This window comes from Pseudomonas sp. FG35 (genome assembly GCF_057809295.1).
The window spans coordinates 278,581-291,764 of sequence record NZ_JBMDJR010000008.1; the positions used below are offsets into that span (position 1 = coordinate 278,581).

The window sequence follows — 13,184 nt, forward strand, 5'->3', positions numbered from 1 at the left end:
AACGGTCAGCCTGCGTAACGTGGCGGCACTTGTCTGGAGAGCCAAAGATGCGTGTTGCCCGTTCCCTGATCGTTGTTGCCCTGCTCCCGTTGTTTGCCGCGTGCCAGTTGTTCGATGGTGCGCGGGAAAGCGCCTCCCACGTCGGCCAGACGCGGATGCAGGGGCAACTGACCGCTACCGACGGCAAACTGGTGTTCCAGGCCTGCGGCGAGCAGCGCCAGTACGTGGTCAATGACGTCGGCGGCACCAGCGTCCTGCAGGAGGCCGCCACCCTGGCCGATCAACAGGGCAAGCTGTTCGCCGACGTGCGCGGGAAGATCGCCGGCGATCGCCTCGACCTGACCCAGCTCTATCGCGTCGAACGCTCCGGCACCGCCTGCGACGACCCCAACTTCAAACAGCTGATCCTGCGCGCCGCCGGTCATGGCCCGGAATGGAACGTCAAGGTCAGCGGCAAGGGCCTGGTCATCGACCGCGAAGGCCAGCCACCGCTCGCCGTGCCTTACGTCGAAGAGCAACTGGGCGACGGTCGTTTCAACCTCAGCAGCGAAGCCAACAACCAGCGCATCGAGTTGTGGGTCGCGCCGCAGCGTTGCGTCGACAGCAGCACCGGCAGCGTGCAGCACATGAGCGCCGAGTTGCGTATCGACGGCCAGGTACAGCGCGGTTGCGGGTATTTCGGCGGTTCGCGTAACGACTGATCGTTTTACCCTCACGGGATCCGGCCGTTGCGGCTTATAATCGCCGCCTTCAAACGCCCTGGCGCAGTTGTGCGCCCCGCGAACCGGATCCTGTCATGTTACGAATCACCGAACTCAAGCTGCCGATCGACCATCCCGACGAAGACCTGCGCGCTGCCATCGTGCAACGCCTGGGCATTGCCAGCGATGACCTGCTCGATTTCACCTTGTTCAAGCGCAGCTACGATGCGCGCAAAAAGTCCTCCGAACTGTGCTTCATCTACACCATCGACCTCGAAGTGCGCGACGAGGCCAAAGTGCTGGGCAAGTTCGCCGACGACCGTAACGTCAACGTGGCGCCGGATGTCAGCTACAAATTCGTCGGTCAGGCACCAAGCGACCTGAACCAGCGCCCGATCGTGGTCGGTTTCGGCCCGTGCGGGATCTTCGCCGGCCTGCTGCTGGCACAGATGGGCTTCAAGCCGATCATCCTCGAACGCGGCACCGAAGTGCGCCAGCGCACCAAGGACACCTGGGGCCTGTGGCGCAAAAGCGTGCTCAACCCCGAGTCCAACGTGCAGTTCGGCGAAGGCGGCGCGGGCACGTTCTCCGACGGCAAGCTGTACAGCCAGATCAAGGACCCGAAATTCCTCGGCCGTAAAGTCCTGCACGAGTTCGTCAAGGCCGGCGCGCCGGAAGAAATCCTCTACGTCAGCAAACCGCACATCGGTACGTTCCGTCTGACCGGCATGGTCGAGACCATGCGCGAAGAAATCCGCGCCCTCGGCGGTGAAGTACGCTTTCAGGAACGCGTCACCGACGTGCTGATCGAGGACGGCCAACTGGTCGGCGTCGAACTGGCCAGCGGCGAAATCCTGCACTCCAGACACGTGATCCTGGCGCTGGGTCACAGTGCCCGCGACACCTTCCGCATGCTCCACAGCCGTGGCGTGTTCATGGAAGCCAAGCCGTTCTCGGTGGGTTTCCGCATCGAGCACCCGCAATCGCTGATCGACCGTGCGCGACTGGGCAAATACGCCGGCCACCCCAAGTTGGGCGCCGCCGACTACAAACTGGTGCACCACGCCAAGAACGGCCGCTCGGTCTACAGCTTCTGCATGTGCCCGGGCGGCACCGTGGTCGCGGCGACTTCCGAGCCGAACCGCGTGGTCACCAACGGCATGAGCCAGTACTCGCGTAACGAGCGCAACGCCAACTCCGGCATCGTCGTCGGCATCACCCCGGAAGTCGATTATCCGGGCGGCCCGCTGGCCGGGATCGAGTTGCAGGAACGTCTGGAGTCCCACGCCTTCATCCTCGGCGGCAGCGATTACAAGGCGCCGGCGCAACTGGTCGGCGACTTCATCGCCGGCACACCATCCACCGCGCTGGGCGAAGTCGAGCCGTCGTACAAGCCGGGTGTGGCATTGGGCGATCTGGCCCTGGCCTTGCCGGACTTCGCCATTGAAGCCATTCGGGAAGCCTTGCCGGCGTTCGAAAAGCAGATTCGCGGTTATTCGCTGCACGATGCGGTGCTGACCGGGATCGAGACGCGTACCTCGTCGCCGCTGCGCATCACCCGAAACGAGACGCTGCAGAGCATGAACGTCAAAGGTCTGTTCCCGGCCGGTGAAGGCGCGGGTTATGCGGGCGGGATTCTGTCGGCGGGTGTTGACGGGATTCGGATTGCTGAAGCGGTGGCGCGTGACATCCTCGGTCTGAAAGACTGATCCGCACCACCTGAAACACTGTAAAAACCTGTGGGAGCAAATTCGCTCCCACAGTCGTTTTCAGCGTCAGATATTGGCACGCAGAACCGAGGCCGGCAGCGCCTCACCCTGCTCGGCACTCGCTGCCACGGCCGCCATCAATCCATCCAGTTCATAGCCTTGCGCCTTGAGCCACGCCTGATCGTAATAGGTGTCCGCGTAACGCTCGCCACCATCGCACAGGATCGCCACGATCGAGCCCGACTCCCCCGCCGCTTTCATCTGCTGCGCCGCCATCAATGCGCCGATCAGGTTAGTGCCGCTCGACCCGCCAACATGCCGGCCCAGACGCTGCGCCAGGTAATGCATGGCCGCCAGCGACAAGGCGTCCGGCACCTTGACCATCGCATCGATTACCTTCGGCAGGAACGACGCTTCTACCCGCGGCCGGCCGATCCCTTCGATCCGCGAACCGTGGTCCAGACGCAGGCTGGCATCGCCGCTCTGGTAAAAGTCGAAGAACACCGAACGCTCGGCATCGGCGCACAGCACGCGAGTGCAGTGCTGGCGATAACGTACGTAACGCCCCAGGGTCGCCGTGGTACCACCGGTGCCGGGGCTGGAAATCAGCCAGGCCGGGCATGGATGCTGCTCATAGCGCATCTGCTGGAAGATCGACTCGGCGATGTTGTTGTTCGCCCGCCAGTCGGTGGCGCGCTCGGCGTAGGTGAACTGGTCGATGAAGTGACCGTCGTGCTCGCGGGCCAGGCGTTCGGATTCGGCGTAGATCTGGGTCGGATCATCCACCAGATGACTCTGGCCACCGTAGAAGGCGATCTGCGCAATCTTCTCCTTGGAGGTGGTCGCCGGCATCACCGCAATGAACGGCAGGCCGAGCATCCGTGCGAAGTACGCTTCGGAAATCGCCGTCGATCCGCTGGACGCCTCGATCACCGGCGCCCCGGGTTTGAGCCAGCCATTACACAACGCGTAAAGAAACAGCGACCGGGCGAGCCGATGCTTGAGGCTGCCGGTCGGGTGGCTGGACTCGTCCTTGAAGTACAGTTCGATGCCCGGAAAACCCGGCAGCGGCAAAGGGATCAGGTGGGTGTCGGCGCTGCGCTGGAAGTCCGCTTCGATGATCCGGATGGCTTCGCGGGCCCACTGTCGGTTGTCGCTCATGGCTGTTGTTCTCGTTGAATCGGGCAAAAATGCCTTCACAGGCTCAGCCCCAAGCTTAGGAAAAAACCTACAGCACCGACAGATACAGCTGAACTTCAATACCTTGGGCAACTGCTAGGCTCTCCTGCACGTTGGCCGGCGCCCTGTAACCACATATAACAAAAAAGAATATAACTTTTGTTTTAACAACTAACGGTACGGGTTAGGGTGTCCCACCTTTTGACTTTATCGATGGAGAGCGACCTTGCCTCTGCGTAGCACTTTCACGCGTTTCTTTCAGTTGGAAGCTGCCAGCGGTCTGTTACTGATCGCCGCGGCCATCCTGGCTCTAATCATCAACAACTCGCCGCTGTCGTGGTTGTACAACGGCCTGCTCGACACCCCGGTGGTGGCGCAGATCGGCGCGTTGAAAATCGCCAAACCCCTGCTGCTGTGGATCAACGACGGCCTGATGGCGCTGTTCTTCCTGCTGATCGGCCTGGAAGTGAAGCGCGAAGTGCTCGACGGTCAGCTGTCGAAACCATCGCAGATCGTCCTGCCCGGTGCGGCCGCAATTGGCGGCATGCTGGTGCCGGCGCTGATCTACTGGTTCCTCAACCGTGACAACCCGGCAGCCCTCGACGGCTGGGCGATTCCGACCGCCACCGACATCGCCTTCGCCCTTGGCGTACTGGCCTTGCTCGGCAAGCGCGTGCCGGTATCGCTGAAGCTGTTTCTCATGACCCTGGCGATCATCGATGACCTCGGCGCCATCGTGATCATCGCGATCTTCTATTCCGGCGAACTCTCGACCCTGTCGCTGGGCCTTGCGGCGGCGTGCATTGCGGCGCTGGTAGCGATGAACCGGCTCGGGGTGGTCAAGCTCGGGCCATACATGATCATTGGTCTGATCCTCTGGGTATGCGTGCTCAAGAGCGGTGTCCACGCGACGCTGGCCGGCGTAACCCTGGCGTTCTGCATCCCGCTGCGCACGAAAAACGCCGAACCTTCGCCGCTGCTGACCCTCGAACACGCGCTGCACCCGTGGGTCGCTTACGGCATTCTGCCGCTGTTTGCCTTCGCCAACGCAGGTCTGTCGCTGAGCGGCGTGACTGTCGAGAGCTTCACCCACCACGTGCCGATGGGCATCGCCGTCGGCCTGCTGCTGGGCAAGACCCTCGGCGTGTTCGGCCTGACCTGGCTCGCCGTGAAGACCGGCATCGCCGCCTTGCCCCAGGGTGCCAATTGGGGCCAGGTGCTGGGCGTGGCGATCCTCTGCGGGATCGGCTTCACCATGAGCCTGTTTGTCGGCTCCCTCGCCTTCGTGCCGGGCGCCAGTGAATACGCCGGGATGGACCGGATGGGCATTCTCACCGGCTCGGTGTTTGCGGCATTGATCGGTTATGCGGTGACGGCGGCTGCGAGTAGAAAGAACACCGCGCTGCCTTCCTGATGCCGTAGCGAACAATCCCCACGTCTTTAGAGATACGTCCTACAGCCACGATTTTCCTGCTTCGTTAACGTCGTGCAGCCCCTTGCGAGGGGTTGCCGATGCATGAACGAAAGGACAATCAGTGGCTGGTCAAAAGGACATTCCCCGGGTTCCCAACCCACCGGCGGGCGACGGGCATCACGTCTCCTACCGCTATATGACGGCTACCGAACTGGCCGATCAGCAAGACCGACAAGACAAGTACGACGCCATGCTGGCGAGACAGGACGCCTTCGAACGCAGCCGTGAGGTCGCGGCGAACAAGCCTGAGCCGGTGCGCGCGGGCTGCGTGTTCACCAAGTCGTGCAAGCTGCCGGACGCGATCATCGATTACTCGAATCCTTCGGGGATGGTGCCGACTGACAGTCTGAAGGATTACGGCGAGCTGATTTTGCTCGGTGGCCGTCAGGTCGATGACAGCGGTGGGGTTGAGCTCAAGAAAATCAGCGGCACGGCCATTCCTGCGGGGCTGGGCACTTTTGCCCTTGCCGGTGAGGGGTTCAAGGCATTGCCCGCGCTGGCATCTGCTGCAGTCATCAGCCCGTTGCTCGGTTTGGTGGCGATGTTCATGCCCTCGAACCTGGGCGATAGCGCTCTCTACACCGAGGACCAGTTACTCGCCCTCAAGCAGGCCCGAACCCGTGTGCGTCTGCGCGTTGAACAGCAGGCCGATGGGAACCTGAAGGGTTATGGCTTCTACACCGGCAAGAATCGCGATTGGGAGATGGTTGATGTTGTGCAGTTCGCTGCACGCGGTAACCGGTTTGTCGCAGACCTTGGTGAAGGTGTTGAGCTGGTCTGGACGCCTGCCGTGGACGGTTCCGACATCCTCGGTATTCCGGCACTGGAGGCTGCTCCGCAGGCGCCGCATATCTGGGTGTATCCGCCGACGAAAGCGGCGGACGGGATTCTGGTGAATCCGGTTTATCCGCCGGAGTATTGGGATTTCATATTGGTGTTTCCGGCGGAGTCCGGGGTTCGGCCGCTGTACATTGTTGTCAGCAAACCTGGAGACCATAAGTACTACGATGATCCCGAAACGCTTCCTGCGTTCCCCGACACTCAAAGGGTGAAGTCAAAGGCCTCAGTGCGAGGTGGTGGGAAAAAGAGAGCCCGCTGGCTTGATGGAAAAGGCCGGATATATGAATGGGACTCCAAAACCGGCGCTATAGAGCTGTACGACAAGCTGGGAATTCATTTGGGAGAATTCAATCATTTGACGGGAGAGCGAACAAAAAAAGCAAAGCCAGGCAGAACGACTCCCAGATAACTCACTAAAGAGAGAAAGATGCGCTATTTATCGATCACCGGATTTTTCCCGGATGAGAAGCAGGATGACTCGTTGCAATTCGAGCTCAAGGTAAAAGATTACGAACTGAGCCAAGCATTAGCGCAAATCACTGAATCCAAAACTCTTGAGGAAGTTGAACCAGGAGAGCTGGAGATGACTGAAAGTCAGGTCAGGCAGGCGTCAGAGCTTTTGAAAGTCGACTTTCCGAAAGGCCTGGAATATTTCATTGGCACTCGGGCGGGCTCGTAAACAACCAATAAAAAAACCCCGACCAGTCACCTGATCGGGGTTTTCCTTTACCGCGCGTTCGCGATTAGTGCGAAACGCGGCTGGTCCCGCCAACGGTGGAAATCCGTACCCGCTCACCCACACGGAACACTTCATTCTCCTGCACTTGCTGCACATAGGCGCGCATGCTGCCGTCGTCTTCGCGCACGGTGATTTCAACACCCTGAGTGCGAGTCAGGCCTTCTTCAGTGGCCGAACCGATCAGGCCGCCGGCCACGGCGCCGATAACGGCTGCCACGATGCTGCCTTTGCCGCCGCCGATGGCACTACCGCCAACACCGCCAACCACTGCACCGGCAGCGCCGCCGATCGGGGTCTTGGTGCCTTCGATTTTCACCGGACGCAGGGATTCGATGGTGCCCATGCGAATCGTCTGCACGCGACGCGCTTCGTCACGGGAGTAGGAGTCACCGGTCAGGCTCGACTGGCAGCCGGTCAGCAACATCGCCATCGTGGAAAAGGAAGCAACCAGCAGAACAGACTTACGCATAGCATCAACTCCAAAGGACAGGTATTCATTAAACTCCGCAGCTTGACGCCTGTCACGGCGTCGCCCGGATAAAGTTGCTTTCATTCAGGCCCCGTACAGGCACCCGCGAACTCACCCAACAGTAGCGCCAAAATCCGTTTCCTGCGCCGCCGACCCAAGGATTTCCATGGATTACTTCATCATTGTCGTCACCACCGCCGCCGGTCTGTACTTCCACTGGTGGCTGTATGTGCGGATCAAACGCTGGATGGATCGCGACCTGGCCCTGTCACTGGCCGGCAAGGATGAAGGCAAACGCGCCTTCATGCTCGAACGGCTGAAGCAGGCTCAGGCGCAGAAGATCAAGCGCCGGGACCTGCCGAAGTGGCTCGAAGCCGCTGCGGCAGGCTATCCCGCTCGGTAGACTGCTCAAGGTGCCAGACGTTCAAGAATCCAGTCGGCGCCCTGCACTCGGTAGTTGAGGCGATCGTGCAGGCGGCTCGCGCGGCCCTGCCAGAATTCCACGCGCTCGGGGAGCAGGCGGTAGCCACCCCAGTGTTCCGGGCAGTGAGGCTGAGTGTCGGTGAAGCGTTGCTCGGTCGCCTTGAGCAAATCTTCCAGCTCACCCCGGCCGTTGATCACCCGACTCTGCGGTGAAGCCCAGGCGCCGAGTCGGCTGCCCAGCGGTCGCACCTGATAATAAGCGTCGGACTCTTCGGGTGTGACCTTCACCACCCGACCTTCGATGCGCACCTGGCGCTCAAGGGTCGGCCAGAAGAACGTCATGGCGGCGAACGGGTTCGCCGCCAGATGCTGGCCCTTGGCACTTTCGTAGTTGGTGAAGAAGGTGAAGCCCTGCTCGTCCAGCCCCTTGAGCAGCAGAATGCGGCAATGCGGCCGGCCGTCCGCATCCACCGTGGCCAGGGTCATGGCGTTGGCTTCCACCGGCGCCTGCTCGGTTTTGACCGCTTCGGCAAACCACTGGTGAAACAACGCAAAGGGCTCCGCCGGGGCTTGCGCCTCGGTCAGGCCATCCCGGGTGTAATCACGACGCATATCTGCCAGAGACTGGGTCACGGCGCATTCCTTTTCGTTAGCGGATCACTTTTTGGTGGTATCGGTCGCAGCGACTTTCTTGTCGGTTGCGGCAGCTTTGGCGGGTGCAGTCTTTTTCGCCGGGGCCTTTTTCGCTGGAGCCTTGGCGGCGGCTTTCTTGGCCGGGGCCTTTTTGGTGGCCGGTACAGCGGCTTTCTTCGCCGCCGGCGCCGGGGTCACCGGTTTGGCGGCAGGCTTGACGTCCTGGGCAGCGACCATGGTCACTGGCTTCGGTGCTGGCATGTTGTATTTGCTCAGCAGCGCGACCATGGTGTTCTGCGGGGTCACCAACAGTTCTACACGGCGGTTCAGGGCACGGCCTTCAACGCTGTCGTTGGCGGCACGCGGTGCTTCGGAACCCATGCCGCGCAGCATCAGGCGATCACGTTGCAGACCGCTCAGGCGGAAGATCGCCGCCACAGCCTGGGCGCGTTCCTGGCTCAACTTGACGTTGGCCGGCGCAGCACCGGTGGTGTCACTGTGACCGAGCACCAGTACGGCGGTTTTCGGGTCGGCTTCGAGGATTTTCGCCACACGGGTGAACGGACCGAGGGTCACTGGCAGCAGCATGGCCGGGCGATCCGGGTTGAACGAGCCTTCCACCGGCGCGGTCACGACCAGCACGTTTTCACGGCGTTCGAGTTGCAGGTTGCTGTCCTTGATTGCGGTGCGCAGGCGCGGTTCGTAGTCATCCAGCCACGCTTGGGTCACTTTCGGATCGGGCATCGGCACGACTTTGGCCGTGTCCTGCTCCTTGCCGCCAAACGGCCACCACCATTTGCCACCCTTGTCGGCCTCGGCCTTGGCGACTTCGACCGGTTTTGCTTCGGGCTTGGCTTCAGCTTTCACTTCTGGCTTGGCTGCCGCCGAGTCGTCCGAGCCAAACGGCCAGTACCACGGACTGCTGCTCTCAGCCTTGGCCACCGGCGCGGTGGCGGCCGGTTTCAATGGGGCAGGAGCCGGAGCCGGCTCCTTGGCTGCAACTTTGTCGGAAGAACCGAACGGCCACCAGCTACCGCCATCGGCGTCGTTCTTCGGAGTCTGTGCACAACCGGTGATTGCGAAACACAGGGCCAGGGCGAGAGTTTGTTTGGACGACATTGGAAACCCACAAAAAGAATTAGTGAACAATCAGAGGACTTTCGCCCGGATAAACAGACGCTTTGAAACGAAAATCGCCATGAGGTTCCGGCCCTGGAACCTCGGACGACGCTTTACAGACAAGTGGCAAGTACCCGCGCCAGCTTCTGCGCGCGCGGATCCATCAAGACGTACGGCCCCAGGGTATTTGTCACAAATCCGAAGGCCACATCGTGCTCCGGATCAGCAAAACCGATGGAACCGCCAGCACCCGGATGGCCGAATGCACGCGGGCCGAGGCCGTAAGTGGCGTTCGGCACGTCGGGTTGATCGAGCATGCAACCGAGACCGAAACGGGTGCGGGTCAGCAAGGTCTTGTCCTCGCCGAGGCTGTGTTCACGGGTCAGTTCGTCGAGCATTTCGCTTTCCAGCAGGCTGCCGTCGAGCAGACCGGCGTAGAACCCGGCCAGACTGCGGGCATTGCCGTGGCCGTTGGCCGCCGGTTGCTGCATGCGTCGCCATTCCGGTTTGTTGGTGCTGGTGAGCACCGACGGCGGATTGGTGAAGGCCCGGGTGGTCATGGCCGTCGGCTCGCGCATGGTTACTTGCAGCAGGCGCTGGGCAGCGGCGTCGCCGGTGTTGCCTTTGCCGCGAGCGATGTGCGCCACTCGGTGGAATTCTTCGTCGGCCAGACCGACATGGAAATCCAGCCCCAGCGGTTTGGCGACCCGTGCCACAATGGACTCCCCCGGCCCGCGACCGTCGGCACGCCGCAGCAATTCGCCGATCAGCCAACCGTAGGTGATCGCGGCATAGCCGTGACCGGTGCCCGGCGTCCACCACGGTGCTTCGGCCGCGAGGGCGTCGACCATGGTTTGCCAGTCATACAGCGCTTCCGGCGCCAGCAATTCGCGCAGGGCCGGCAAGCCGGCCTGATGGCAAAGCAGTTGGCGCAGGGTGACGGACTCCTTGCCGGCAGCGGCGAATTCCGGCCAGTAACGGGCGACCGGCGCATCGAGCTGCAACTTGCCTTCGGCGACCAGTTGCAGCGCGGTGACGGCGGTGAAAGTCTTGGTGCAGGAGAACAGGTTGGCGATGGTGTCGCTGTGCCAGGCTTCGGCGCCGTCCTTGTCGGCGGTACCGGACCAGAGGTCGAGGACGGTTTCACCGCCGACCCGGATGCACAACGCGGCGCCGCGTTCCTGGGGATCGTCGAACAGTGCGGCGAAGGCTTCGCGCACCGCTTCGAATTGAAGCTCGTAATGGCCCTGAATCTGCACCCGCAACTCCCCCGCGAAAACGCTCTACAAAGTGGCCCGCATTGTTCCAGCCCGAGAGGGTTTTGGGAACCGCTGCGGGCCGGGCGGTCTTCAGGTTTTGTAATGATCAGTGGCCGTTGCCGGAATGCCCGCCTGTATGGCCTGCGCCCTGCCCCGGGCCTTTGACGGCGTCAGCCTTGCGGGCGCCTTCGGTTTCGTGGCCGGCCTTGTCCGCTGCGGCAGCCGCTTTCTGCGCCTCTTTGCTCAACTGATCGACGGTCGCCAGGTTGCTTTTGCGCACCGTTTCGACAAAGCCCTGAAACGGCAGATCAGTGACCCCGACCAGACCAAAGTGACCGTTCTCGCCATCGAGCAGGCGCCCGGTCACCGGTTGGTCCAGATACTGGAACCAGTGCACGCCGACAATCGACGGTTCGCTCAGGGCCTGCTTGAGGAAGTTGGCGTAGGCCGGGCCGCGGTCTTCTTCCTTGCTCAACGGGGTCACGCCGCCCCAGAACGGGCCACGGTCGGTGGAGCCGAAGTTGAATTCGGTGATCAGCACCGGTTTGTCGAGGTTGTGCAGCGCGGCGAAGTCATAGCCGTCCTGCGGTTGCAGGGTGTACATGTTGAAGCTCAGCACGTCGCAATACTGGGCGCAGGACGCCACGGCTTCCGGGGTGCTGGTGGCGAAACGGCCGCCGAGCAGCAACTGGTTCGGCGCGTGCCATTTCAGCGAGTCGGAAATGGTCTTGAAGTAGGTATCGGCGAAGACCTTCTGGAAGTATTTGAAGTCGGCCTCGATTTCCGGATGCTCCGGATTCGGCAGCGGCGCCTCGAAACCCGGGTCTTCCATCAACTCCCACGCCGGCAGATCAATGCCCCAGGCTTTCGACAGACCCGCCTGATTGCGGTACTTGTCGCGCAACTGCTTGAGGAACGCGCGCTTGGCCGGAACGTCAGTGGTCATTTTCAAGGTGCCGTAGGCCAGCGCGTAACGGGATTTCGGGTCATCACCGGGACCCGCCCAGGCCAGCTCGTTATCGGCGAAGTAGCCGATCAGCCACGGATCATCGCGATGATCGCGGGCGGCAATCGCTACGGCGCGCTCGGTGGCCATGGCAAAACGCGGATCGAACGGATCAGGCATGCCGCCCCACCAGTCGGTACCGGTGCTGATGCTGGTGTAATCGCCGACAATCGACAGCGGCAAGGTGTACGGCATGCGCTCGGCGTCACTGAGGGCGGGGGCGCTCCAGTTACCGATGGTGTTGAAGCCCCAGGCTTGAAGGCGATCAAGGGTGTGGCTGGCCCACTTTTGCTCGTCGACCGTGTTTTTGCACTGCGTCGCGACACTTTGCCCGCTGGTGGCTGCAGATTCGGCGACCCCGGCTTTCGGCTGTTCGGAGGCGGCTACCGGTGCACTGGCGTTGGTTGCCGCCTCTTCGGCGGCGCCAGCCTTGGCGGCTTCGGCGACACCGGCCTTGTTGCCGCTATCCGGGATGCATGGCTCGCCATAAAGGCGCTGAAGGTTGGCGCCGTAGAAGTCGTACCAGCGCCCGAAGTTGTAGCCACGGCCTTGATCGACACCGTTGCCACCACGGTTGTCACCTTCGCCGAAGTGGCTGGCCAGTGGCTCTTCCGGTTTGGGCAGGGATTCGAACATGTATTCGCGGCCGGCCACGTAGGTCTGGTTGACCTCCGGGCTGACGGTGTTCACGCCCAGGGAATAGAACGGATGGCCCTCGGGCGTCACCAGATACCAGCGGCCGTCACGTTTCTCGGTGCGGAAGAAACCGCTGGCCTTGAACGCCGGGCCTTTGCTCCAGCCACCGAACTTGTCCAGCGAGGACTTTTCGCGCTCGGCCAGCCAGGTGCTCAGTTGTTGCTGTTCTTTGGCGGCGGCGGATTTCAGTTGTTCGTCATTGGCGACTTTCTCCGGCCACTTGCCGCGAGTCGACTGGCCATAGGCGTCCACCAGATTGCCGTAGGCAGATTTGATCACTTCGCCTTCGTCCTGCACGCCAAAGCGCTCGAGCAACAGACTTTGCGCGGCTTTCGGCTGATCCATCGACAGGCTGACCGACACCACCTGGCTGCGATCCAGCTCACCGCTGCTGCTCGCCAGCAGGATGCGCTGCCCGTCGATCATCATCGGCATCGCCGGCCCGGCTTTCATGCCCTGGCTCAGTGGCGAGGTCGCGGTCAACGGCACGAGCAAGGTCTGCGCCGGGCCGGCCGGCAGGTCAACGCGGCTGACCAAGGTCTTGCCGTCATTGCTCTGGATTTGTACGTAGACGGTCACGGCCCAGTTCATCGCGCTCTGGATGCGCAGGCTCATCATGCCGGACTGCGACCAGTCCCAGGCGCCAGTCTGCGGGGACAGACGCAGGGTCGGGCGGGCCGTCGGGTTGAACGTCACCCGGCGCAGCACTTCGCCTTCGGGGGTCTGCTCGGCGTTGGCTTGCGGCAGGTCGGCGTTTTCGGTCGCCACTTTCACCACATCGGCGGGGCGGACAAAGTTGAACAGGGTCTGCTGGCCGGCAGGTGCCGCGAATAAAGGCGCAGCGAAAACCAGGGCAAAAACGGCAGGCAACGAACGACGAATCATGAGAACGGAATTCTCCCTAACGACCCGCAAGGGCCAATGGAAAAGCAGTGAC

12 protein-coding genes are annotated in these 13,184 nt (G+C 62.0%); 6 read left to right on the forward strand and 6 right to left on the reverse strand.

Features of this window, described 5'->3' with window-relative positions; all coding sequences use genetic code 11:
• The first annotated feature begins 47 nt into the window (after positions 1 to 47).
• The gene (locus ACODTD_RS18060) at positions 48 to 701 is read left to right on the forward strand and encodes a COG3650 family protein (protein ID WP_011332793.1); all 654 of its coding nucleotides are present in this window, start codon (positions 48 to 50) and stop codon (positions 699 to 701) included.
• 95 nt (positions 702 to 796) lie between these two features.
• Entirely contained in the window at positions 797 to 2,410 is a 1,614-nt protein-coding gene (locus ACODTD_RS18065; RefSeq protein WP_011332792.1) for an NAD(P)/FAD-dependent oxidoreductase, read from the forward strand.
• Positions 2,411 to 2,476: 66 nt separating this feature from the next.
• On the opposite strand, the gene ACODTD_RS18070 is transcribed toward ACODTD_RS18065, so the two are convergent.
• Complete coding sequence (locus tag ACODTD_RS18070; protein ID WP_074691413.1) at positions 2,477 to 3,571, reverse strand: PLP-dependent cysteine synthase family protein; 1,095 nt, start codon at positions 3,569 to 3,571, stop codon at positions 2,477 to 2,479.
• 244 nt (positions 3,572 to 3,815) lie between these two features.
• On the opposite strand from ACODTD_RS18070, the gene nhaA reads away from it, so the two are divergent.
• The 3 genes from nhaA (at position 3,816) to ACODTD_RS18085 (ending at position 6,582) form a co-directional block, all read left to right on the forward strand.
• Positions 3,816 to 5,003 carry a Na+/H+ antiporter NhaA gene (gene nhaA, locus ACODTD_RS18075; protein WP_011332790.1) on the forward strand — a complete coding sequence of 396 codons (1,188 nt, stop codon included), beginning with the start codon at positions 3,816 to 3,818 and terminating at the stop codon, positions 5,001 to 5,003.
• Positions 5,004 to 5,124: 121 nt separating this feature from the next.
• Positions 5,125 to 6,312 (forward strand): S-type pyocin domain-containing protein, encoded by a 1,188-nt coding sequence (locus tag ACODTD_RS18080; protein ID WP_221615143.1) that lies wholly within the window; start codon positions 5,125 to 5,127, stop codon positions 6,310 to 6,312.
• An 18-nt stretch (positions 6,313 to 6,330) separates the two neighbouring features.
• Positions 6,331 to 6,582, forward strand: a complete 252-nt coding sequence (locus ACODTD_RS18085) for a pyocin S6 family toxin immunity protein (RefSeq protein WP_011332788.1) — start codon at positions 6,331 to 6,333, stop codon at positions 6,580 to 6,582.
• A gap of 64 nt (positions 6,583 to 6,646) precedes the next feature.
• On the opposite strand, the gene ACODTD_RS18090 is transcribed toward ACODTD_RS18085, so the two are convergent.
• Entirely contained in the window at positions 6,647 to 7,111 is a 465-nt protein-coding gene (locus tag ACODTD_RS18090) for an outer membrane lipoprotein (protein WP_007969461.1), read from the reverse strand.
• A 166-nt stretch (positions 7,112 to 7,277) separates the two neighbouring features.
• Here ACODTD_RS18090 and ACODTD_RS18095 point away from each other — a divergent pair, with 166 nt between their 5' ends.
• Positions 7,278 to 7,514 carry a hypothetical protein gene (locus ACODTD_RS18095; protein ID WP_007959143.1) on the forward strand — a complete coding sequence of 79 codons (237 nt, stop codon included), beginning with the start codon at positions 7,278 to 7,280 and terminating at the stop codon, positions 7,512 to 7,514.
• A gap of 5 nt (positions 7,515 to 7,519) precedes the next feature.
• On the opposite strand, the gene pdxH is transcribed toward ACODTD_RS18095, so the two are convergent.
• From pdxH to ACODTD_RS18115, 4 genes are all read right to left on the reverse strand, one after another.
• Positions 7,520 to 8,167 carry a pyridoxamine 5'-phosphate oxidase gene (gene pdxH / locus ACODTD_RS18100; RefSeq protein ID WP_011332787.1) on the reverse strand — a complete coding sequence of 216 codons (648 nt, stop codon included), beginning with the start codon at positions 8,165 to 8,167 and terminating at the stop codon, positions 7,520 to 7,522.
• 24 nt (positions 8,168 to 8,191) lie between these two features.
• Complete coding sequence (locus ACODTD_RS18105; protein WP_011332786.1) at positions 8,192 to 9,286, reverse strand: OmpA family protein; 1,095 nt, start codon at positions 9,284 to 9,286, stop codon at positions 8,192 to 8,194.
• A gap of 113 nt (positions 9,287 to 9,399) precedes the next feature.
• Positions 9,400 to 10,545 (reverse strand): EstA family serine hydrolase, encoded by a 1,146-nt coding sequence (locus ACODTD_RS18110; RefSeq protein ID WP_011332785.1) that lies wholly within the window; start codon positions 10,543 to 10,545, stop codon positions 9,400 to 9,402.
• Positions 10,546 to 10,651: 106 nt separating this feature from the next.
• Positions 10,652 to 13,132 carry a beta-galactosidase gene (locus tag ACODTD_RS18115; RefSeq protein WP_011332784.1) on the reverse strand — a complete coding sequence of 827 codons (2,481 nt, stop codon included), beginning with the start codon at positions 13,130 to 13,132 and terminating at the stop codon, positions 10,652 to 10,654.
• Positions 13,133 to 13,184: the final 52 nt, after the last annotated feature.